A 22,593-nucleotide genomic window follows, 5' to 3' on the forward strand; every position below is an offset into this window, starting at 1 on the left:
GGGTACCATTATATGACACTCCGGTCATCCCAACATTCCCTGTAGACCAATCCGCTTGTATTTCATCACCATATTCATTGAATGCTTTTGCTCTGCCATTTACCCAATCAATAACAGATTTTGTACCGATAATTTCTTGTTGGTCACCAGTGGTTGGACATCCACCTGAATTCCCAGTGCCGATACTTTCGCCTAAAATAACGGCATATCCACGAGGAACATAATAATTTCCATATGAACCGAGGTTAGCTGGTTCTGCATAAGGTTTACCTTCCGTAGGATATAATTCTTCATCTACATTATAAGCTGGTACATTATTTATCCCTGAACGATAAGGACTCATTTCATAAATAACAGGAACTTTCACACCCGCTTCTGTTTTAGGTCGCATTACCTTTATCGAAACAAGATCCTTTTTCCAATCTAGGTCACTATCAATCTCAGTTTCTACATATAATTTTTCTACAATTGCTTCATCAATTGAATAAATAGGCTTGGTCATTCCATTTTCCAACTCAATCTTTGTTGATTGAGCTAACGTTTCTGGCACTTTACCATTTAACGGTAGCGAAGAAAATTTTATCGAACTCTCTTCGCTTTTTTCTGCATGTACTGTAATACTAGAGATACTTGATGTAAGTGTTAATGAAAACATTGCTGAGAGTGCAATCACAAACTGTTTTTTTTCAAATTCCTTCCCCCCTTATTTTTTTCTATCACTTCTTTCACTATACAACAAAGTGACAGAAAATTCAGTTTTTGAAAAAGGCGAAGACTTGAGAAATTCGTAATATTTTCTCTTATATAATTCATAAGATTTTTCTAATCCAACGTTGTATTTCTGATGTATTAGCCACATATTTTAAAAGCGCTACCTCTGTCAATCTTTTGTTTACCCCACGTTTATTTCCTATTAAAAAGCCTAATTTCTCAATTTATTGTAGAGAAATTAGGCTTTTTTCATCACTCCATTAAAGCGCCCTATAGTTTAATGACTTGATTTACTGATTATATCTTCAATCATTCACTTTGAACTATATAGATATAGTTTTGGTTGCAACTGTTTGTTGAAATGCCTTATCATGCTCAACAATAACCATTGTAGGATTAAATTGTTGAATAAGCTCTTCAATCTGCATACGCGAATAAATATCAATAAAATTTAATGGTTCATCCCATATATATAAATGAGCTTTTTCACATAAACTTTTAGCGATAAGCAACTTTTTCTTTTGTCCACCAGAATAATGAGATATATCTTTCTCAAATTGAATTCGGTCAAAATCCATCTTACGTAGGATGGATTTAAATAACGTCTCATCGATCTCGTGCTCTTCAATAAAGTCCGATAACGATCCCTTCAAATGAGAAGTATCTTGTTGGACATAGGAAATGATGAGTCCTGAACCTAAATTAACTGAGCCTATATGCTGTATTGGATGTCCTAGAATTAGTTTTAGGATACTACTTTTCCCGCTTCCATTCTTTCCATCAAGTACAATTCGGTCCCCTCGTTCAACTATGAAGCTAATTGGTTCATTTACTATTTGGTCATCATACTTAACAGACACATCAGCCAAAACAACCAATTCATTTGACTGAAATTTCAATTGTTCTAATTTTAACGACTCAGTTTTCTCCACATTTTTTAGTAATTTTGACTTTTCTTCAATAGCTTTTTGTTGCCTTGATTCAAGGTTCTTCGCTCTCTTCATCATCTTGGCCGCTTTATGTCCTACAAAACCCTTATCTAACTTAGATCCTGAATTCCTTGTTCCATTTTTGGAAGCTTCCACTTGATGAGACCAACCTGCCGAACGCTTTGAAGACTGTTTTAATCTCCCTATGTCTTTTTGTAGACGCTCATTTGTAGCCTCTTCGTGTTCCTGCTGTCTATCAAAATTTAACTTCCAAGATGAATAGTTACCACTTTGAACTTCAATATTTGCTCTATTTATAGATAAGATATGGTCAACGCATCCATCTAAAAAGATTCTGTCATGTGAAATTAAAATAAACCCTTTTTTCTTCCTTAGATAATCAGAGACCATCTTTCGTGCATCAGTGTCTAGATGATTTGTTGGCTCATCAATTAATAGAAATTGACCCTCATTCAAAAACAGTGCAGCAAGCAACACCTTTGTTTGTTCTCCATTTGATAATGTTTTAAATGGTCGATACATGGCCTCGGCATCAACATTTAAATAGGATATTTCCCGCAGAAATTCCCAATCTTCTGCTTGGGGACAAATTTCTTCAAGGATTTCATGAGTGAACCTGTTCTTATCCGAAACTGGGTAAGGGAAATAATTAAATTCTACCGAAGAAGTGATTTTCCCACTATACTCATAATTACCTAATAATAAATTAAAGAATGTCGTTTTACCTCGTCCGTTTCTACCAATAAACCCCAGTTTCCAATCCGTATCTATTTGAAAGTTTACACCTTCAAAAATATTATCAAAGCTACCTGGGTATGAAAAAGTTAAGTCTTGAACTTTTATCATTGACATAATAATTCCTCCTTTATATATCAACACTTTTCATATAAAGTCGGAATATCCATCAATTTTTTTAATTCCTCTATATAAGTTTGATGGATATTAACGACTTATATAGAGCATTACATGTGTAACAATAGTGTCTGAATTACTCATTTTTTTCTCTCCTTTATTTGTTAGGTTACAGTTACCGATTAATAAATATCAACTTACCTATAAGAGAATAAAAAAATCCTCCCAATTTGTAATCGGAAGGATTAGTATTTCACTTATACTTAATAAGTTCTTATTAATCATTGGAATCATGACAAATAAAGTATGAACTGATTTATAAAAATGGATAGACTAACCCTATATTTTGTAGTTTGAAGTTATTAATTTCAAATTAAAATATAAATTAGTTAATCATTATTCATCCATCAGTCCTCTCATAATTCTATTTTTAGAGTAACATTCTTTTTTATGGAATGCAATATCACAATCATCTTCACCTCAAATTATTGCTAACTACTTCTTTAGAATCAACAATGTATATTCCTTATTTCTTTTATAAAACCATAAATTACTTCTAGTTTTTTGCGAAGATGCCCATAGCCTTTTTTAATATCACATTTTCTTCTTCTAAGTCTTGTAATCGTTTCTGTAATTCATGCATGGCTTGATCTTCTGGTTTTAGGTTTTCACTTCCTACAAATCCAGCTTCCTGCTCCTCATGATACTTCTTGACCCAGTTACTTAATGTTTGATTCGCTATGTCTAATTCCCGAGCTACTTCTGCTCCTTTTCTTCCTTCTTCTATCACTAACTTTACTGCATAAAGTTTGAACTCTTTATCATATGTTTTTGCCATTACAGACACCCTGTTCTTTTTAGTACGTTTATTATACTAAAAAGAACAGTTTGGCGTATCCATTTTTTAAACTAGCATTAGTTAAATTAGATACAAAGCCTAGTTGAAAAAACAGGGAATCAATGATGCCCTCATTCAGCCTTGTTCTGGACATGCAAGTAGGCAATCACTTGAAGTGTATTCAAAATTAGCTATAAGGTGAGCCCTATGTAGAAAATGGCGAAATCAAAGCTGATGTGGTTGGGAAAGAGAAATACCAAAACATATATATGTTAGATAAATAGAGGCTCCTTCTGTGTACATGTACACACGTATTATTCTATATGGGGTATATGAGCAAATCTAACTTTATTTGGATCTAACTTTGCGTTTATAACTTTGACCTTTACAGAATAGGCAGCTTCTTCTAGAGAATTTATAGGGGCCGAAAATGGTTGGAAAGTTGAATGATTATGATTAGGGATAGTGGCACTTGTTACATACGATAAATCACCTAGTAAATTATAAAACTCAAATACTACATGGCTTGATTCTTGTTCAGTAGATGAACTTAAATCAACAATCCCAATAAGAGTATTGAAATAAGTGTAGTATCTTATTGGATTCCCATCATACAGCCAAAACTCACTTTCATTTATGGATGATTTTTCATTGTTAACTTGAGCGGAAACTGTATTCTGAACAGGACTATGAAATACATTAAAGACTAGAAATCCTATACTCATTACCAGAATAAGAATTCTTTTCTTCATTTTAACCACCCCTATAATTACATTTTTTAACAATTTAATAATACAAATTTTCCTCTAAAGTGTAAATGATTATTTTTTCATTGGAATAGCCCGCCTAATATCGTAGGTGAGCCTTAAGGCTTAATGCCAAGGTTCTTGCTATGAACCGCAAAGTAAACTCTTTAAATCACATAAAATGATAAGATTCGTTACCAAAAACCCATAATTTTTGTAACTAATTTAATCTTGATTAAGGTACTTGGTATCACTGGTATACGATATTACCAAAAATGATTACCATAAACCCTTTCAAAAAGTGTAAGATGCACTTTTTATAACTTCATTGAATTTTACTTTGTGGTCTATGACAGCAACCTTGTCACTACCCCTATAAAAAAGATGTACCGTTTTGAATAAAGTTATACCGTTTATAAAAAAATTGCGCCGTTATACCCCTTTAACTAATCTAAAGGGGTATATTTATAATAAAAAGGAAAAGAACACCTGGAATTGAAAGGTCGATTAAGGAACTGTTGAGTGACAATAAGTTGTTTCGTTAAAGGGTCATATTGTTGAAAATGAACCAGGAATAAAAATCAAAATACATAGTTAAGGAAGTGGATGGATGAATTTATTAACTTTGACTGAGGAATTTTTTAATTATGTAAGGGAGTTTTTACTTTTAAGATTTATACTATTTGCTTTGATCCTCATGACTTTTTCCTTTGTCATAAACCGTATTATTGATTGGTTCTTTAGGAAGTCAAGCTTTTTTGATGAAGAAGTAGAACAGACGATTCAAAGTGTAATTCGATCAATTTTTAGGTATGGAATTTTAATCAGTCTTGTTTTTTATCTAATTAGTCAATTTGTAGATATAAAAGGTATTCTTGCAGGTGCAGGAATTGCCGGAGTTGTCGTCGGTTTTGCTGCACAACAGATGTTAAAAGATGTTATATTAGGGTTCGCAAGATTAACGGACAAAGAGTTTCGTGTCGGCGATTTTGTTACTTTTAACGGAACAAGTTCAGGTACTATTGAAGAAATCAGTATTCGCTTTATGCAAATTCGTGAATGGTCGGGAAAACTCCTTACCATCCCACATGGAGAGATTAGAACGATACAAAATTTTAATAAAGGCTGGATGCGGGTTATTGAACGGATTACGGTAAGTTATCAGGAAGATCCTGCAAGAATAAAGGAACTGTTAGAAAAAGTATGTGTTATCTGCAATGAAAAATTGGATCAAAGCCTATATAGGATAGAGGACGAAATTGTTGAATCTTTTCAATATATTGGTGTTACAGACTTAAATCCAAATTTTAAATATGTTGGGTACGAATTTTGTATTATAGGTTTGGTTAAACCTGAGGAGTACTTTGAAACTTCCAGGCGAATAAGGTTTGAACTAATGTCTATATTCCATGAGAATCAAGTACAAATGCCAGCAGCGAATATGTTCGTTCATACTGAAAAATTACAGCTGGAGAGCAACTTTCACCAAGTAGGTAAAGAAAACTAGCTGATTGCACATTACTTTTGGTTTCTTGTACAATATAAGAAAGAGAAATAGACAGGGAGAGGAAACCCACGTCTACAAAATTAGTAAAAATGGCGTGAAGAAAAAATAAATCCATGGGAAAATATGAGCCATGATTCTTCTTTCCGAACAGCTTATGAAGCTCGTGAGAAATCACTTCTAGATGAACAAGCTAAAATAGCTCATGCGCGAGAAGAAGGTATTCAAAAAGGGAAAAAAGAAGGTATTGAGCAAGGCATTGAACAGGGAAAAATTCAATTAATTCGTGGTATGCATAAAAATGGCATGCCATTAGAAGATATTGCAAAATTTACTGGTCTCAATACAGAAGAAATACGAAAATTACTATTATAATTATATATCATGACAAAAGCTTTGCGAAAACTCCCGCAAAGCTTTTTATTATCCCGTAGAGCCAATTTAAATAACTATAAAAAGCCTTACAGGGGTACAACCGCATGCCCATCAACTTAAGATCCCTCAATACCTCCAAGTGTAAAAAAACGTTATTCGTTCTAAATAAGTTAGATTAGAAAAAATAACGTTTTTTTGAACATTTCACTTCAAAATAAAATACTTGATTTATTCAACGAATGAAAATCGGCAGTGCTATAACTTGGATAACACGATTTTTAGGATTGGAATGTTATTTTCTGACATGAGTTTGGAAAAGAGTACTTGAAACACTATATTTTTCTTTTTATTAAAAAATTAATTATCTAACAAATTATTAAATCTCTCCTATTTTTAGGGATAAATTACGTGTTATTATTTTTTCAAAACAGAAATAGACTTGATTGTTAACAGGTTTTGACTTGAAAATAACTTCTCCTTTTTTTTCATATCCATATTTCTCGTAGAACTTTTGAGAAGCATCATTTTTTGAAAAAACATCTAAGCGGATACCCATATATTTCCGCTGAGTTGCTAATCCCTCACAAAAATCAAGAACTGCTTTTCCGTATCCATTGCTTTGTTGTTTTGGATGTATACAAAATGAATGTATAACAAGATAAGCTCCTTCAGTATAAGACCATTGGATATTTGACCATTCTATAGGTTGCCATTCATCTAGTACAAAAACTCCAATTAACTCAGTCTTATTTTTTAATACATATAATTCTCTGTTTTCGATTTTCTCAGTAAAATATGACCTGTTTGGATAAGAATCATCCCACTGATATATGTTCCGAGTTTCCAAGTCTAACCTACAATCAAAAAATAATTTTTCTATTTTATCTAGGTTCTTATTTTTTTCTGTTTCTAAAGAAATACTTATTGATTTCATTTTTGCACCTCTATTATCTCAGCTTTTTACATTAATAAGGATGTTTTTAAAGGATTGCAAGGCTCGAGATCCTTTATTTTTTTTATGATGAACAAGATAAATGGACCTTTTCGGCATTGGAAAAACAGATTTAAAAGGAATCTTGACTAGTTCTTTATTTTTAATATATTGACGGGCAACTACATCGGGAAGGAACCCCATCATCTTTTGTTCGAGTAAAATGCGAACATATAAAGTGGTATCATCTACTTCAATTGAGGGGAACATTGTAACTTCTATTTCGTTATGAAACCACTCAATAAAAGGTGTTTCCCAAGGAATATGAATAAATGATGATTTATTCAGCTGTTCTCTGGTTAGCTCCACTATGTCTTCTGTAAATAGCTCAGGGCTACCAACAAGATGAAAAGGCTCTTCAAATAACTTAATATATTCAAGGTCAGGGTGTTGAGGTTTGGAAGGGACAACACAAACGTCAATAATCCCATCCAGCAGTAATTGAAACATTCTCTTAGTATGGCCTGTGTATAGACGGAGTGTATAATTACTATAATCTAGTTTTAACTTTTGTACATATGGTAAAAGGAAATAATGCCAAATAGAAACTAGACTGCCTATAGCAAGTTTTTCATCATAATCAATAAAGCTCTTTGCTACAAACTCCCCGTGTTTTAGTATATCAATTCCCTTTTTAGCGAAGGGGTACAATATAGTTCCAGCTTCCGATAATTTGACCGATCTTGTATCTCGGACAAACAGGAGTTTTCCAATTTGATTTTCCAATTGTTTTATCCTGTTAGTTACAGTTGTTTGTGAAATATTCAGTTTTTCTGCAGTTCGAGTAAAACTATTGGTTTCCGCAAGAGTAATAAAAGTCTCCCAATGTTCATAATTCAAAAATCCATCTTCCTTCCCAATTTATTCATATTACGAATAGATTATATAGTATTTTTTCATTTAACTAAATAGATATTATTATCTATACTATAAATATCTTGATTATAAGTACTATCGAAAAAGGAGGAAAACTGGTGGAATTGAATCCCAAAATTAAATTTATTCTCAATAAAATAAATTCAAAAGAATCTCGTCCTCTACATTTACTTTCTGTTCAAGAAGCACGAGGACAAGTGAAGAATCCTTATTCGACAACACCTGTGAGCCCAAGACTCTCAGGAAATGAACGTGTCACAACCCAAAAAATAGATGGACCATTTGGAGAGATACCGATTAGGATTTATACGCCTCCTGATTCAGGGAACTTCCCTATTTTGATTTATTTTCATGGAGGTGGATGGGTGCTTGGCAGTCTAAATGGAGTCGACACGATTTGTCGTCGAATTACACAAAAAGCTAGAGTTATCGTGGTTTCAGTTTGTTATCATCTTGCACCGGAATACAAGTTTCCTGATCCAGTATATGAAGCATTGTTCGTAACTCAGTGGGTTTACAAACATGCAAAAGATATTCAAGGTGATTCTACTCTATTAGCAATCGGAGGCGACAGTGCTGGAGCTAACCTTGCCGCTGCAGTAACCCTTAAATTAAAACAAGTAAAGAGTCCGAAACTGTGCGCCCAACTTCTTATCTATCCGATAACAGATTGTCGTCTACAATCTGAATCTTATAAAGAATACGCAACGGGGTATCTTCTTACTTATGACGCTATGAAATGGTTTTGTGAACACTATCTTTCGTCCCCGGAAGATATAAATAGTCCTTTTGCTTCACCGCTACTAAGCGTCGACTTAAGTGGCTTACCTCCGGCTTATATTGTGACAGCTGAATTTGATCCTGCTAGAAGCGATGGCGAGCAATATGCAAACCGTTTAAGAACATCTGGAGTACCTGTTATTTTACGAAGATATGAAGGGATGGTTCATGATTTTATGTCATTTGCTGATCCGCCTTGGGAGATTAAAGAAGCAATTGAAGCGATTGATGATACTGCTATCGGTATCAGAGACCTACTCTATAATGGGAGGATTGCGAAATGAACATAAATCACTGGACATTCATCGTCACATCTATTTTGCTAATCTTGTCTCCAGGAATCGACACCGCTCTTGTAACAAAAAATACAATCACTTTCTCTACGAAAGGAGGATTACTCACTGCATTGGGGATAGCTAGCGGAATTCTTGTACATACAATTGCCACCGGACTTGGATTATCCTTATTATTAATGCAATCTGCCAAACTGTTCGTCATTATTAAAGTTATCGGTGCAATATATCTTATTTTTTTAGGAATATCCTCCTTTAAAAATAGTAATCAGGACCATGTTAGAGGTGGGAAATCAACAGTCGCATCATCATATGATGTTTTTTCGCGCCTTTATAGACAGGGAATCTTAACAAATGTTCTCAACCCTAAGGTTGCCTTGTTCTTTTTAACATTTCTTCCCCAATTCACGAATACAACGCAAAGTTTTTTCCCTCAAGTCTTGTTGCTGGGGCTGATATATTCTGGACTAACATTGGGGTGGTTCATCTGTTACATCTCCATTATGAAATTGTTCAGAACGTGGATTTTAAAACCAGCTGTCCAGCGTATTATGGAGCGAATAACAGGTGTAGTTCTAATCTGTTTAGGACTAAAACTTGCAATGGGAACTAAATAAAAAGGCTTTTTAAATTTGGATATGGTTTTAAGTCAAATAAGGCTTGTCAGTGTCTCGTATGACTTGTCTCAAAAGTCCTATCGTTGTTAAATAGCTCATTTTTAATATTGCAAGTAGCTTAGCGTTGTAAGTCCGCATTTTCGGGACTGAATCCCTTATACAAATAAAACAGAAGTCATAAACCAGACTCCTGTTTTTCGGTGTGCAATGAATTAAAAGATTTATTTATAGTTGCATAATAAGTACTCCCCAATCGCTTATCTAGTTTGATGTTAATCAACTTTGCAACAGAATTCTAAAAAGTTATATTGATAAAAAATAAGAAAATTATATTTATATTTTGTTCTAAAGGTATTGTTTTATACGGATTTTGCAAATCATTACAGTGATTCTTTTAAGGGAAACTAGTCTTTACTTATAATATTTAGCTTAATATGACCATTTTTTAATGATAATTATCTGTCTTTTATTGATAAAATTCTAAAATATGGTTTTATTTTCAAAAAATTGTTATTATTTATTTGAAATTAATTATATCGACTTAAAGAAATTTGAAGTTTTAAAAAAACAAAATTATGAAAATATGCATAATTTTGTTTTTTGTTTGGTTTTATTATATTTTCCCAATATAATAAAAAACCATTATTTAAGAGTTTTCCTTAATTTTTATGAAAAAATATCAAACTGGATGAACTGTAAACTATAACTATACTTGGAGGAAAAGTCATGTATGCAAAAATTATTGAAAATAAGCTCGAATCTTTGAAAGAAAGCGGACAATATCGAGAATTTGTTACAATTAATCGGATGCGTGGCCAATATCCTTTAGCACAATTGAATGGCCAGAAAGATGGGCAACCAGTTGTCGTTTGGTGCAGCAATGACTATCTAGGAATGTCTCAGCACCCAGTAGTTACCGAAGCAATGCATGATGCAATTCGAGCATTTGGTGCTGGTTCAGGCGGATCTCGAAATATAGGTGGTACACATTATCATTACGCTGCACTTGAATCTTCACTTGCGGAATGGCATGGTAAAGAAGCCGCATTAGTTTTTCCTACAGGATATGGCTCGAATGATGCAACATTACAATGTTTACTTCGTCTATTTCCAAATTGCATAGTATTTTCTGACGAACGAAATCACGCTTCAATTATTAATGGTATACGTAGCACTCAAGTCGAACGGGCGATATTTAGACATAATGATGTTAACCATTTGGAAGAGTTACTTGCAGCTCAGCCACATGATCGAGCAAAAATTATTGTGTTTGAATCAGTATACTCAATGGATGGCGATATCTCACCGATTCAGAAAATTGCGGATCTTGCAGATAAATATAACGCTTTAACATTTCTTGATGAAGTACATGCAATTGGTATGTACGGTCCTCGCGGAGCAGGAATAGCTGCTGAACTAGGTCTTGTGGATCGATTGGACTTTATTCAAGGAACAATGGCAAAAGGTATTGGAGTAATCGGGGGATACATTGCAGCTTCATCATTACTAATTGACGCTGTTCGTTCTTTTGCATCTGGTTTTATTTTTACAACATCCTTACCACCAGCTGTTGTCGCGGCCTGTTATGCTAGTGTGGAACACTTAAAATCTTCAGATAACGAGCGGAACGTTCTACACCAAAAAACTAGCATGTTAAGAGAAGCACTTGCTCAAGCAAATATTCCGATAATGGACTCAAGTGAAACGCATATTCTCCCTGTACTGATTGGTGATGCAAAAAAATGTAAAGCTGCTGCCCAACGTCTACTTGAACAACATCACGTCTATCTGCAACCTATTAATTCACCAACGGTTCCTGTCGGCACAGAACGCTTCCGAGTTAATGTTACACCAAATCACACTGAGGAACAGATAGCACAACTGGCCGTTGCATTAACAGAAGTTTTTAATTATTTCGATATTCCTTTTGCACCGCAGAACGAAGTTTTAGATGTATGACAATTTTTATGTACATCTTCTGCTTAATAGTTTGGGGATTGAACTTTATTGCAGTAAAAATACAAGGTACTCCTGTAAGCCTTGAATTGTCATTAACCTATCGCTTGGTAGGGGCTGCACTAATGTTTATTGTCCTCATGTGCGTGGTACGTCCAAATGGTAGGCCTTCTCGTAAAGATGTTTTTCCCCTTGTTACTTTTGGGGTATGTAACTTAGCTCTAAGTTACTTGTGTTTATACTACGCGACAATTTGGATTTCTGCTGCACTAGTAACGCTGCTGTTTTCATTGAAGACAGTTCTGACACCAATTGCACTTCGTATATTTCTAGATGAGCGTCTTCATCCTCGAATTCTAATAGGGGGAATAGTTGGTATTGTAGGTGTTTCTATATTAGTTTATCCACTACTAACACAGGGCTCTAGTACAAGTGATCTAAAAGGAATAGGTCTCGCATTGTTTGGAACTATACTTACAGCTATTGGTGACGCAGCTTCCGCTCGAAATGCACGACGTGGTATTAATGCTGTTTATTCGAATAGTGTTGGCTTTGTTGTGGCTTCGATACTTTTACTTGCTGTTTGTACCTTTCAGGAACAGAACTTTACACTACCAACGTCCGTTTCTTATCTTGGAGCTTTGGCTTTTTTAACTGTATTTGCTTCCTTTGGGGCATGGATGTTCTACCTCAAGCTAGTAGAACGAATCGGTGCATCAGTTAGTAGTTATATGGTGGCACTCTTTCCGGCAATAGGTGGGATTGCCTCTGTTGCGATTGGAGATTCTACACCTACTCTCTATTTACTGTTCGGATGTTTATTTAGTTGCATTGGAGCAGCAATTGCACTAGGATTTCGCTTACCATACAGAAGTCGGAATATTACGAGAAATGAAAGCCCAGGGAATTAAAAAATTCCCATGGGCTTTATTTATAAAATATAATACTGTTCCCTTATAGCATGAACAGATCTATAGGATTTCTAGTGTAATTGTAAATAAGGCATAACTACCTAACAAATTGCATTCTCTATTTACTGATTTTTTAAATAAACATGATCGTTCACCTTCAATAATGACAAATAAATCAACACATCTTTTTATTAAAAATTATTGTTAAAAATATTAAAAAACTCTTTATATTGAATAGATATCTTAATAAAAGGATGGATCGCTTATTATAATCCGTATTTTCATTACCTTTCAGTTATGAAATATTTTCTTAATACAAAAACATTTTATTAATGCACCCCTACTACTAATATTAAGGAGAAAGGATAATCATGAAATATAAATCAGTATTTGATGTTATTGGTCCTATTACTATTGGAACACCTAGTGCTTATGGAGTAGAAGCAACAAAGATAGGACATATTGTTCGTCAGCTATTTTTAAAGCCTCCAGAAAAAATCGAAATTTCTTTATATGGGGCATTCAAAAAAACTGATTGCACTTTTGGGTCAGACGTAGCACTTGTTGGTGGTATTTTGGGCTTTGAAATGAATGACCCACTATTCTCTAAAGCACTTACAATTGCAGCAGAAAGAGGAATTACAGTTAATTGTATAGAAGAGATTGCAAAACCGTCTTATCCCAATACAGTAAAGATTACTTTATACAAAGATGAAGATAAAATTGAGATGATTGCTTGTTCGATTGGTTGGGGAAAAATCAAAGTTATTGAGATTAATGGTTTTGATTTGAATTTAAATGAAACAAGATCAGCTCTTCTTATTATGAACAATGATCATTTTGGTACCATTTCATCTGTAACTTCTATATTAGCAACGCGTAAAATTATTATTAATATGATACGTGTATCGCAAAAGGAAAAAGGAAAAATATCTCTATTGGTAATTGAAACTGAGGAACTATTAAATCATGAAGTAATTGAGGAAATTAAAGGATTACCAAATATTTATCAAACACTAGCCTTAAGTTAGAGAGTTTTATCAGCATGTTCAGGTTTTAGAGATTAGTTACATAAGACATATAGTTTTTGCATCAGAACCGGAAAAGACGACTGAAATGAAGTGCCCCCAATTGTTAGACACAGTTTAACAATTGGAGCGGCACTTTTCAATATTCCTTCTTGCGAAACATTTCGAAAATGGAAAGTAGTTTATGAAACAGGAGGATTAGATGCCCTACAATCAAAGAAAAAGGGGCGTCCATCCATGGAAAAGAAAAAAACAAGTACAACTAAAGGACAAAGTGTAGTAGAAGGTTCATAGAGGCGCTACAAGCGGAAAAAGAGCGTTTACATCTAATGGGGGTCCCACCCATCGCTATCAAGCTAAGAAAATACAACTACCCCCAGAACAAGATTTTGTCCTAACTTGTAATAAAAAAGCTATTTTTTCGTTTTGGGGTGGATTTGTTTTCTTAAGTTGATGGGCATGATGCTACCCCAAAAGGAAATACCGTAATACGGAGTTAAAACATTTTACTTCCTAGTGGAGTGAAATTTGGTTTCATTTCTACAACTTGCCCTGTTTCCACTCTTTATTATGAATATCTAATCCTTCTTGACCAAAGAAATGGAGAATAAACTCTTTTTCATCGCTATCAGTTTTTTTGGCTAGGTTAGATCCCTCCGCACTTTGCTTTTTTCCAAAACGTAAATAAAGAATTTCTCTATAGTCTTCAACTGCAGATTCGAAATTTCCATCGTACCATTTGTTCAGAATAGATTCATATTTTGGTCTTTCATCATTATTGATAACATTTAAGTTGTTTTTTAAGTATTGAATGTTTTCTTTGGTCATTTGAAATCGACCTACATTACGGGTACCAGGAACATGAAGATTATTCCCATTGAATGTGAGTTTTTGGAAAGACATATGTATCATCATGTCATTTATAGTTTGCTCGTTTTGGATTTCTCCAATAGACTGAGCTGCTTTAGATAAATCATCATTGCTAACTACATAACTATCTTTTTGTTGCTTTTGAATGGTTTGAACTTTAGGTTTTTCCTGAACTTTTTCTTCTGCTTTTTTACCATTATATGTTAGAGTGATGTACGTTCCTACTAATAAAGTTACTAAAACAATTACACTATAAGTAATTTTCTTTTTCATAATAAATCCTCCTGCGAATATCTTTGAAAACTGATTTCTTACTCTAATGTGATGAAGGGCCGCTAATCCTAATCAGATTAACTAAATCTTTTTCGAATTCTTTCACTAAAGATTTAGGATAATTTATTAAACTTTAGTAATTTTTAGGAGGGTATTTAGTCCGTATTAATTCGTGAGAGACACTTCTCTGATATTCTCTTATTATGAATATATAATATTACTTATTTCATCCGCTAAACGATAATCAATTTTCAACTGAAAGCCAAAAATCCTTAAAATTTCTTCACCGTGTTTTTTCATTTTTTCATCTTGGAATCTATATGCATCCTTCTCAGATGGTAAACTTAAATATGATTCAAGATCCCCATCAATTGTAATAATCTCTTTTTCATCTTGGAATAAATTATTTTCAAATTGCCATGCATGACGAATCTCATGATACAGATTACCAATTAAATTAATGATTTCTGTAGGATTCCTTTTTAAATCTTGAAAAAGGAATAGAAAAATTTTAATTTTGCCCTCTTCACAAATAGTTAAGCCCGCCGTTTCTATTTCACCATTTAATATTTGTTCATAATGCTCTCTCTTTAAATCAGGCTTATTATCACACTCTCTTTGAAGTTTTTCTCGGGTCTCATAAAAGTATATAGTGAAATTTAAAGACATATATTCTTCACCTAATAGCGCAATACATTTTTTTATTTTCATTTCTAAACTCTTATTTAATTGTCGTATATTTACCCCTACAACCATTCCTCCCCAAATTCCTTTCCAATTATTCTAATTATAACAAATAGTGTTCTGTTATGTTTTTTTATGTACAAATATTTCTTGAGACTTACCTGTTTGTAAAAGTATACCTTTACAGATATATAGAAAACTAAAAAAACACGTCTACAAATGTCTACTTCTCACTGTCACTTTACTCATAAATTTGCCACAATTGGAAGCATAAGTTGGCCAGAAAACACTTATTTTTGTAGGTGATTATCTAATTATTCAACGGAATTGGAAACATAAATTGGCCGTAAGTTAATTATTAATCCATAAGCTTGCCGTGTGTTTTATTCATGTAGCTTTGGAATAATGTTTGGTCAAATTGATACGAATAATCTTAATAAACGAGCAAGTGGAACTGACGCTTCCGTTAGTTAATAGGTCACTTTTCTCTCTTGATATGCTTTCTTTACCCGTTCAATTTGAGCGAGGTGTCCTTGTATATGTTGAAGATCTTTCAATTGAAAATAACCTATAAATCATTTATTAATAAAGTTGTCATTTGGAAGGTTTATCCAAATATATATAGAAAGTATGAAAAAATATATTTTAATCTGACCAAAGGAGATGAAGAAATTGTTTAAAAAAATCGGTATAGGAGTATTTTCTACAGCAATTGTATTAAGTGCCAGTATAGGTTTTTCAGGTATTGTATCAGCAGATAGTCCATCTGCAAATAAACAAGTTAGGAATGGAGACTTTGAGGATGGACTAAATAACTGGATTTTATCTAATCCTAATTCTTCTACCGAGAATATCGGTACTTCTGAAACAGGCAATCATTATCTGAAATTAATACATGCAGACACAGCCTATCAGCTTGTTACTGTAAAACCGAATACAGAATATACATTAACATTTGATATAGCGGGAAGTATAGGTTCTCCATCAGAAGTAACAGTAGGTAATCTGAATGCCACTCAAGAAATAGTTCCATTAACAAAGAAGCAGTACACAGGATTTAAGCCAGAACATCATGAGATAAAGTTTAAAACAGAGGAGGATGTGTCAAACTTTGCTGTCAAACTTGCTTCTACAGCAAATGGGAGGGTTAAGTTTGATAATGTACAATTGAAGGAAAAGGAGAAATCTTATATTTTAAATATGGATTTTGACCACAATTCAAGTATAGAACCTCTTAAACCATGGGACGGCAATATGAAATACAATATTGAAGAGCATGCAGGGGTAAATAATTCTAAAGGACTTCATTTAAACTCATTAGGTGCTTCAGCATTGTTTGGATCCATAACTTTGAAGCCTAATACGACATACATACTGTCCGCATCTGGAAAAGTAGCTACTCCTAGTAGATACGTAGGGGCATTAGTATTGGTTAATGGAAGAACCCTAGCTGATATGGTATTTACTTCCTCACAGTATGAACAAAAATCGTTCGAATTTACTACTCCAAATTCTATTAATTCAAGTGAATTCTACATTGGTGAGCTTTCCGGGTTCAACTTTGATGCCTATCTTGATGATATCGTACTAGTTGAAAAGTAGCCATAATAAAAAATATATTTCTATCATTGACACATGAAAACAATTCTAGAAATGAGCCGCCATATGCCTATCGACTTAAGACTTTGAAATGTATCCAAAACGAAGTTTGTTCTTTCTACATTTATTTATGGGAATTCAGCTCGTTTTTTCATTTTGAGGAACAATTAACTTCTTAAGTTGATGGCAATGTGATGCTATCCCTAAAAGTCGTGACTTTATTTAAAGACGGCATTAAAAATATTCTTCAAATCCTGGAAGCATAAGTTGGCCGTAAACTAAAAGAAGCATAAGTTGGCCAAAACGGCCATCTTATGTACCTTTAAAGACAGAATTGGTATAATTATCAATAAGGTGTAGCACATGAAATATGAAAAATTTGGATATGTACGAGTTTCGAATAAAGATCCAAACGAAGAACGGCAAATTCAGAATACGAAGGATTTAGGAATAGAAGATCGGAATATTTTCATTGATAAAGAATCTGGGAGAAATATGAATGATACATTAGAAGAATTTAGATACTCCGAAAAGCATAAAGTGAGTTTACAATTTATAAAGGAACTATACATTAACGTCAATTACAATGGAGAAAGTACAAATGATATCATTCAGAGCGCAATTCAAAAAGCAACAGTTACTAATCGAGTCATTTGTGTAGAAACAAAAAAGCATGACATAAAATTATCATGCTTTTTCTCATATAATCTAACAAATAGCTTCACTTCTCAAACACAAAATTAATCTTATTATCTTTCCACTCTAACTTCGCATCAAACGTTTTATCGTTCTTCTTAAAACCTTTCATTAACTCCGTCTGTTCACCTTTTAGTAGCTTCTTCATATTCTTTTGTGAAATTGTTTTTCCTAATATCTTTTTAGAGATTGTGAAATCACATTTTGTTGTATTATAGTTCGAGCATCCATAAAAAGTGGATTTATCGATGACATCTCCATCACACTTTTTACACTGCCCTACTTTTTTACCGACTGTAAATTTTGAATTGGAGCGTTCAATCGATTCTACATGTAATCCTGTAAAATCCCATTTCTCAGACATTTCAATTGCATCTTCAATAATTTTTGCTGAGAGCTTTTTCGTTTGTTCCATAAATGCAGCAGGCGAAGCTGTTCCTTCTCCAATTTCCGCAAGGCGCTGCTCCCATTTTGCTGTCATTTCTGGAGAAGCTAATATTTTATCACCAATTGCAGTTATGAGTACTTTTCCTTTATCAGTCGCGTACACTTGATTTTTCTTTACTTCAATATACTTTCTGTCCTTCAGCATTGTAATAATACCAGCCCGCGTTGCTTCTGTCCCTAAACCTTCTGTCTTTTTTAATACTTTTTCCAGTTCTTCATTCTCTAAATATTTCCCAGCTGTCTTCATTAACGTAATAAGCTGACCTTCTGTATATCGTTTTGGCGGCTGTGTTTTCCCCTCTTTCACTTTCACTTTTATAACTTTTCCTTGTTCTCCTTCTTGTACAATAGGAAGAATTGCTTCTTCATCTTTATCATCTTGGAAAATGACCTTCCGCCATCCTTCTTGAATTTGTTGTTTCCCTTTCGAAACGAATTCAGCACGGCCATCAACGAGCGTTGTAATTGTAGTGTAGTCAAAAATCGCAGCTTCATAATGCGCTGCAATCAATCTTCTTACAATCATATCGTAAATTTTTCTTTCATCGCCTGATAATTTATTTGGATTCGTTACTTGTTCTGTTGGAATAATTGCGTAGTGATCTGTAACCTTTTTTTCATTTACATAACGCTTATTATTCATAATAGAAGGAATCGGTGCTGGCAATACATCTTTATATTCTTCAAACTGACTCAATTTCTGTAAAATATCAGGAAACGTGGCAGCTTCGCCTTCTGTTACATAGTTAGAATCCGAACGTGGATACGAGACAATTCCTTTTTGATATAAAGCTTGTGTTATATCAAGTGTTTTCTTTGGCGAAAATTTAAATGCTTTATTTGCCGTTGCTTGCAGTGATGACAGGTTAAATAAAAATGGTGGCTGAAACTCTTTCCGCTCGGTTTTCATTTCTTTCACTTCAGCCGGTTTATTTTGACAAAATGCAGCAATTTTATTTGCCATATTTGGATCTTTTAAGCGCGACTCATTATCTTGTTCCCACTTACCTTCATATTTTTTCCCTTCTATATGAAAGGTTGCAAATACTTCCCAAAATGGCTCCGATTTAAAGTTTTCAATTTCTTTCTCTCGTTTTACAATTAATGCAAGTGTTGGTGTTTGCACACGCCCAGCGGAGAATACATCATTCATTCCTTTTTTCTTTAGTAAAATGCTAAAAACACGGGAAGCATTCATCCCAACGACCCAGTCAGCACATGAACGCGTATATGCTTCGTAGTACGTATTGATTGTATCTGCTTCATCAAGTAAATTTTTAAACCCTTGATAGATTGCTTGCTTCGTTAAAGAAGAAATCCAAAGACGTTTCATTGGCTTTTGCACATTACAAAGATGAATGATATTCCGTACGATTAATTCCCCTTCGCGCCCAGCATCTCCCGCATGAATAATTCCCGTCACTTGCGGATTATGTAACAGCTGTTTCACAACATTAAATTGCTTATACTTTGACTTTGTTACCTCAAACTGAAAACGTTCTGGAATCATCGGCAACGTATCTAATGACCATTTTTTCCACTCTGCATGATAATGTTCCGGGTTACATAACTGCGTTAAATGGCCAATTGCCCATGTACAATAAGCTCCATTCGGAAACAACTCATTCGCCTCTACTTCTAAATAGCCATCTTTCCGCCTGTATTTAAATTGAGAAACAAGCGCCAAACCTTGATCTGGTTTCTCGGCAATAATTAATTTCATTTTAAAACTCCCTATCTAAATTCCAGTATAGCTTCTATAATATCTCTTCAATTTTCATATAAACGCTTTACAGCCTTCACAAATTTCCACATAAAAGGATAACCTACAATTTTGTATACTCTACTATAGACTCCTAATATTATACGCTTAATTTTAACACCTTCACAATAGGAACTCATTATATAACATATTACTTAAAATTCTAAAACAATATGAAAAAGACGCCACAAATTAGGCGCCTTCGTTTCTTCTTATTTTGCAACAATCTGTCTATCCTTCACATTTGGATTGTGTACTCCCATGAAATCCTCAATCTCTTCAACCGTTCTGATTATGTCTTTTGACAGGTTTTCATATCCTTCTTCGGTAACAAGGATATCATCTTCGATACGAATTCCAATCGCCTCTTCTTCAATATACAAGCCCGGTTCCACTGTAATAACCATGCCTGCCTCGAGTACTCTGTCTTTGTACGAACCTACATCATGAGTATCCAAACCGAGGAAATGGCTCACTCCATGATAATAATAGTTGGAGAGTTCCGAGTTTTCTTGGATTAAACCAATTTTCTTACACTCTTCTGCAAGCACCTTTTTCGTATGCTCATTTAATGCAGAGAATTGTAATCCCGGTTTCACAAGCTCAATTGTTTCCCTCAATGCCTTTAGCACAATATTGTAAATCTGTTTTTGGCGATTCGAAAATGTTCCGTTCACTGGGAACGTATAGCTGATATCAGCATTGTAATAATCCTTCTGAGCGCCAAGATCAAGCAGCACTAAGTCACCTTTATTAATTTTAGAATCATTGTCCTCATAATGCAGCACGGTTGCATTTTTCCCACTTGCCAAAATCGTATTGAATGCATGATGTTTAATACCAGATGACTTTAGCGTAAAATCAAAATGAGCTTCTAATTCATATTCCATCATACCCTCTTTAGCATGTTTGAGCACATTATAAATGCCCTCTTTTGTAACCATAATTGCTTCCTTTATCTTTTCAATCTCTTCCTCAGTTTTAAATACTCGTAATTCACAAATATTTGGATAAACGTTACCGATTGAAAGGTGTGGATAATGTTCTCTTACATGCTTGGCGAATGTTAACATCCGTGTCTCTGTCCCTGCCCACTCTCGGCGTTCCAGATCTAAATATACGTGTTTTACATGTTCTGTAAAAAACGTTCGTGCTATTGATGATTCGAAACTTTCTAAGTATACAATCGTTTTTATACCAGAAATGGTTTGTGCTTCTTCTTTTGAAACCGTTTTGCCTACCCATTTTTCAAGAATTGGATCCGCTTTTTCGATGAAAAGCGTTTCTTCTACTGTATCGCCTACCTTTTTTAACACAAAAATAAGATTCGGTTCATCAATACCGGTCATATAATAGAAGTTTCGGTTTGGCACAAATTTATAATGGTCATCGGCTGATTTATAAGGTGCCTGCCCAGCAAATAGAATGGTAACAGATTCATCCGGCAATGTTTCCACTAATCTTTTTCGATTTCGAGTAAAAAATGTTTGATTCATAACAATCCCCCTTAAGTTCTATAAATTCCCTTTAAGCTGACTATCTAGTTTATTTAATTGTATTATTGTTATAATTTTCCGTCAATTATTTCGGAAACATTAGTGCTATAACGCTCTATCACAATATCGTTATTTACAGTCTTTTCTATATAATTGATTGTTCAGCACAGGTTATTTCAAATTATTAACTCACTTCCTAATGGAGGAATCTTACCGTTATTATACAAACAACGTATGGTGAATTTCACAGGTTATCAGTGAGATATATCACTACATAAACTTAAATTTATTGCTATTTTTAATCTAGATACAAAATTTAAACTTTATGGAGGCATTCATATGGAACATGTATTTACTGAGACTTCTGTGATTGGTGATATTGTTACGAAATTCCCAAAAGCAAGTGACCTTTTCAAATCATATAGAATAGATTTTTGTTGTGGAGGTAACAGACCACTTATCGATGCAATTCGTGAGAGAAATTTATCGGTAGAAGAGGTTATAACAAACTTAAATACTCTTTATCATGAAACAAAAGTATTAAATGAAGCAAAAATTGACTGGACAATCGCCTCTTATAGTGAATTAATTGACTATATTGTGAATAAACATCATCGCTATTTAAACGAAGAATTGCCACAGTTAAGTCCATATGTGACAAAAGTATTACGCGTTCATGGATCAGCACAGCCTCATTTAGCTAAAATTCACAAGCTATTCCATGAACTAAAAACAGAATTAGAACAGCATATAATTAAAGAAGAAACAGAAGATTTTCCGTTGATTTTAGCATTTGAGCAAAATCCAACTGATGAAAATTATACGAAATTACGCAAAGTGGTAGAACTACTGGAAAGTGAACATAGTCATGCTGGTGATATTTTGAAAGAACTTCGTAATATTACGAATGATTTTACTCCTCCAGAAGGAGCTTGCGGTACGTATCGCCTTGTCTATCAACGACTTGCGGTTCTTGAATCCGATTTATTCCAGCACATTCATTTAGAAAATAATATTTTATTCCCTCGTGCAATTGCGAAGGCTTAAGTACAAAAAAGTAAATCAATAGATATCAAATTAAGGCCCAAAACCAACATTTTTGAGCTTGAACAAACAAAAAATTTCTTAAATAGAAACCGCTTATACGTAAAAAATAGAACATAAGCACTATTTGCTCATGTTCTATTTCTTATGTATTTTTCTATTACTGATGAAAGTTTCACTTTATCTTCTCTAAGATCAGTTTTTCTCTTCCTCCTGTAAAGTTGAAAAACGATTCATTTTATCATTAATATGACTTTTTTCACTGCTATAATTAAAAAATTGGTATAAGTTAAA

General features: G+C 33.8%; 17 protein-coding genes and 4 pseudogenes. 11 read left to right on the forward strand and 10 right to left on the reverse strand.

All coding sequences use genetic code 11. From position 1 onward, the window contains the following. The 4 genes and pseudogenes from WAZ07_RS20680 to WAZ07_RS20695 form a co-directional block, all read right to left on the reverse strand. On the reverse strand, window positions 1-655 hold a 655-nt coding region (locus WAZ07_RS20680; protein WP_336474008.1), incomplete at its 3' end, for a CocE/NonD family hydrolase. Window positions 656-1,034: 379 nt separating this feature from the next. Continuing rightward, the gene (locus WAZ07_RS20685; protein ID WP_336473937.1) at window positions 1,035-2,513 is read right to left on the reverse strand and encodes an Lsa family ABC-F type ribosomal protection protein; all 1,479 of its coding nucleotides are present in this window, start codon (window positions 2,511-2,513) and stop codon (window positions 1,035-1,037) included. A gap of 521 nt (window positions 2,514-3,034) precedes the next feature. After that, a pseudogene (locus WAZ07_RS20690) lies at window positions 3,035-3,351 on the reverse strand (transposase); the annotation flags it as partial. 314 nt (window positions 3,352-3,665) lie between these two features. Next, window positions 3,666-4,103 (reverse strand): hypothetical protein, encoded by a 438-nt coding sequence (locus WAZ07_RS20695; RefSeq protein ID WP_336473939.1) that lies wholly within the window; start codon window positions 4,101-4,103, stop codon window positions 3,666-3,668. Between the two features lie 604 nt (window positions 4,104-4,707). Here WAZ07_RS20695 and WAZ07_RS20700 point away from each other — a divergent pair. Together WAZ07_RS20700 and WAZ07_RS20705 are read left to right on the forward strand one after the other, a co-directional pair. Next, on the forward strand, window positions 4,708-5,604 hold the full coding sequence (locus WAZ07_RS20700; RefSeq protein WP_336473940.1) for a mechanosensitive ion channel family protein: 897 nt from the start codon (window positions 4,708-4,710) through the stop codon (window positions 5,602-5,604). Between the two features lie 96 nt (window positions 5,605-5,700). Continuing rightward, window positions 5,701-5,976: pseudogene (locus tag WAZ07_RS20705) on the forward strand (Rpn family recombination-promoting nuclease/putative transposase); the annotation flags it as partial. 376 nt (window positions 5,977-6,352) lie between these two features. On the opposite strand, the gene WAZ07_RS20710 reads toward WAZ07_RS20705, so the two are convergent. Both WAZ07_RS20710 and WAZ07_RS20715 read right to left on the reverse strand, forming a co-directional pair. Continuing rightward, window positions 6,353-6,910: a GNAT family N-acetyltransferase gene (locus tag WAZ07_RS20710; RefSeq protein WP_336473941.1), complete on the reverse strand. Its 558-nt coding sequence runs from the start codon at window positions 6,908-6,910 to the stop codon at window positions 6,353-6,355. A gap of 18 nt (window positions 6,911-6,928) precedes the next feature. Further along, a complete protein-coding gene (locus WAZ07_RS20715) occupies window positions 6,929-7,807 on the reverse strand; it encodes a LysR family transcriptional regulator (protein ID WP_336473942.1) in 879 nt (292 codons plus the stop codon). 134 nt (window positions 7,808-7,941) lie between these two features. Between WAZ07_RS20715 and WAZ07_RS20720 the strand changes: the two genes are divergently transcribed. From WAZ07_RS20720 to WAZ07_RS20745, 6 genes and pseudogenes are all read left to right on the forward strand, one after another. Beyond that, window positions 7,942-8,907 carry an alpha/beta hydrolase gene (locus WAZ07_RS20720; protein WP_336473943.1) on the forward strand — a complete coding sequence of 322 codons (966 nt, stop codon included), beginning with the start codon at window positions 7,942-7,944 and terminating at the stop codon, window positions 8,905-8,907. Beyond that, the gene (locus WAZ07_RS20725) at window positions 8,904-9,533 is read left to right on the forward strand and encodes a LysE family translocator (RefSeq protein ID WP_336473944.1); all 630 of its coding nucleotides are present in this window, start codon (window positions 8,904-8,906) and stop codon (window positions 9,531-9,533) included. Before WAZ07_RS20720 ends, WAZ07_RS20725 begins: the two co-directional genes overlap by 4 nt. A 726-nt stretch (window positions 9,534-10,259) precedes the next feature. Next, window positions 10,260-11,492: a 5-aminolevulinate synthase gene (gene hemA / locus WAZ07_RS20730; RefSeq protein WP_336473945.1), complete on the forward strand. Its 1,233-nt coding sequence runs from the start codon at window positions 10,260-10,262 to the stop codon at window positions 11,490-11,492. After that, complete coding sequence (locus WAZ07_RS20735; RefSeq protein ID WP_336473946.1) at window positions 11,489-12,400, forward strand: DMT family transporter; 912 nt, start codon at window positions 11,489-11,491, stop codon at window positions 12,398-12,400. Before hemA ends, WAZ07_RS20735 begins: the two co-directional genes overlap by 4 nt. Window positions 12,401-12,771: 371 nt before the next feature. Continuing rightward, window positions 12,772-13,431, forward strand: coding sequence for an L-serine ammonia-lyase, iron-sulfur-dependent subunit beta (gene sdaAB / locus WAZ07_RS20740; protein ID WP_336473947.1), 660 nt, complete (start codon window positions 12,772-12,774; stop codon window positions 13,429-13,431). Between the two features lie 126 nt (window positions 13,432-13,557). Beyond that, window positions 13,558-13,757: pseudogene (locus WAZ07_RS20745) on the forward strand (helix-turn-helix domain-containing protein); the annotation flags it as partial. 211 nt (window positions 13,758-13,968) lie between these two features. Here the strand turns inward: WAZ07_RS20745 and WAZ07_RS20750 are convergent. Next, window positions 13,969-14,571, reverse strand: a complete 603-nt coding sequence (locus WAZ07_RS20750; protein ID WP_336473948.1) for a DUF6241 domain-containing protein — start codon at window positions 14,569-14,571, stop codon at window positions 13,969-13,971. A gap of 201 nt (window positions 14,572-14,772) precedes the next feature. Beyond that, complete coding sequence (locus WAZ07_RS20755; protein WP_336473949.1) at window positions 14,773-15,327, reverse strand: hypothetical protein; 555 nt, start codon at window positions 15,325-15,327, stop codon at window positions 14,773-14,775. A 600-nt stretch (window positions 15,328-15,927) separates the two neighbouring features. On the opposite strand from WAZ07_RS20755, the gene WAZ07_RS20760 reads away from it, so the two are divergent. Further along, window positions 15,928-16,857: a carbohydrate binding domain-containing protein gene (locus tag WAZ07_RS20760; RefSeq protein ID WP_336473950.1), complete on the forward strand. Its 930-nt coding sequence runs from the start codon at window positions 15,928-15,930 to the stop codon at window positions 16,855-16,857. A gap of 360 nt (window positions 16,858-17,217) precedes the next feature. Beyond that, window positions 17,218-17,538, forward strand: a pseudogene (locus tag WAZ07_RS20765) (recombinase family protein); the annotation flags it as partial. 37 nt (window positions 17,539-17,575) lie between these two features. Here WAZ07_RS20765 and WAZ07_RS20770 read toward each other — a convergent pair. Next, on the reverse strand, window positions 17,576-19,720 hold the full coding sequence (locus WAZ07_RS20770) for a DNA topoisomerase III (RefSeq protein WP_336473951.1): 2,145 nt from the start codon (window positions 19,718-19,720) through the stop codon (window positions 17,576-17,578). Between the two features lie 251 nt (window positions 19,721-19,971). Continuing rightward, window positions 19,972-21,255: an aminopeptidase P family protein gene (locus tag WAZ07_RS20775; protein WP_336473952.1), complete on the reverse strand. Its 1,284-nt coding sequence runs from the start codon at window positions 21,253-21,255 to the stop codon at window positions 19,972-19,974. 339 nt (window positions 21,256-21,594) lie between these two features. Between WAZ07_RS20775 and ric the strand changes: the two genes are divergently transcribed. Beyond that, entirely contained in the window at window positions 21,595-22,302 is a 708-nt protein-coding gene (gene ric / locus WAZ07_RS20780) for an iron-sulfur cluster repair di-iron protein (protein ID WP_336473953.1), read from the forward strand. Window positions 22,303-22,593: the final 291 nt, after the last annotated feature.

The sequence above is a fragment of the Bacillus bruguierae genome (assembly GCF_037104725.1).
Taxonomy (GTDB): Bacteria; Bacillota; Bacilli; order Bacillales; family Bacillaceae_G; genus Bacillus_A; species Bacillus_A bruguierae.

Coding starts and splice junctions, on each gene's coding strand:
- WAZ07_RS20685 (WP_336473937.1), bottom strand. CDS start 2,513: ATGTCAATGATAAAAGTTCAAGACTTAACTTTTTCATACCCAGGTAGC.
- WAZ07_RS20695 (WP_336473939.1), bottom strand. CDS start 4,103: ATGAAGAAAAGAATTCTTATTCTGGTAATGAGTATAGGATTTCTAGTC.
- WAZ07_RS20700 (WP_336473940.1), top strand. CDS start 4,708: ATGAATTTATTAACTTTGACTGAGGAATTTTTTAATTATGTAAGGGAG.
- WAZ07_RS20710 (WP_336473941.1), bottom strand. CDS start 6,910: ATGAAATCAATAAGTATTTCTTTAGAAACAGAAAAAAATAAGAACCTA.
- WAZ07_RS20725 (WP_336473944.1), top strand. CDS start 8,904: ATGAACATAAATCACTGGACATTCATCGTCACATCTATTTTGCTAATC.
- hemA (WP_336473945.1), top strand. CDS start 10,260: ATGTATGCAAAAATTATTGAAAATAAGCTCGAATCTTTGAAAGAAAGC.
- WAZ07_RS20735 (WP_336473946.1), top strand. CDS start 11,489: ATGACAATTTTTATGTACATCTTCTGCTTAATAGTTTGGGGATTGAAC.
- sdaAB (WP_336473947.1), top strand. CDS start 12,772: ATGAAATATAAATCAGTATTTGATGTTATTGGTCCTATTACTATTGGA.
- WAZ07_RS20750 (WP_336473948.1), bottom strand. CDS start 14,571: ATGAAAAAGAAAATTACTTATAGTGTAATTGTTTTAGTAACTTTATTA.
- WAZ07_RS20755 (WP_336473949.1), bottom strand. CDS start 15,327: ATGGTTGTAGGGGTAAATATACGACAATTAAATAAGAGTTTAGAAATG.
- WAZ07_RS20770 (WP_336473951.1), bottom strand. CDS start 19,720: ATGAAATTAATTATTGCCGAGAAACCAGATCAAGGTTTGGCGCTTGTT.
- WAZ07_RS20775 (WP_336473952.1), bottom strand. CDS start 21,255: ATGAATCAAACATTTTTTACTCGAAATCGAAAAAGATTAGTGGAAACA.
- ric (WP_336473953.1), top strand. CDS start 21,595: ATGGAACATGTATTTACTGAGACTTCTGTGATTGGTGATATTGTTACG.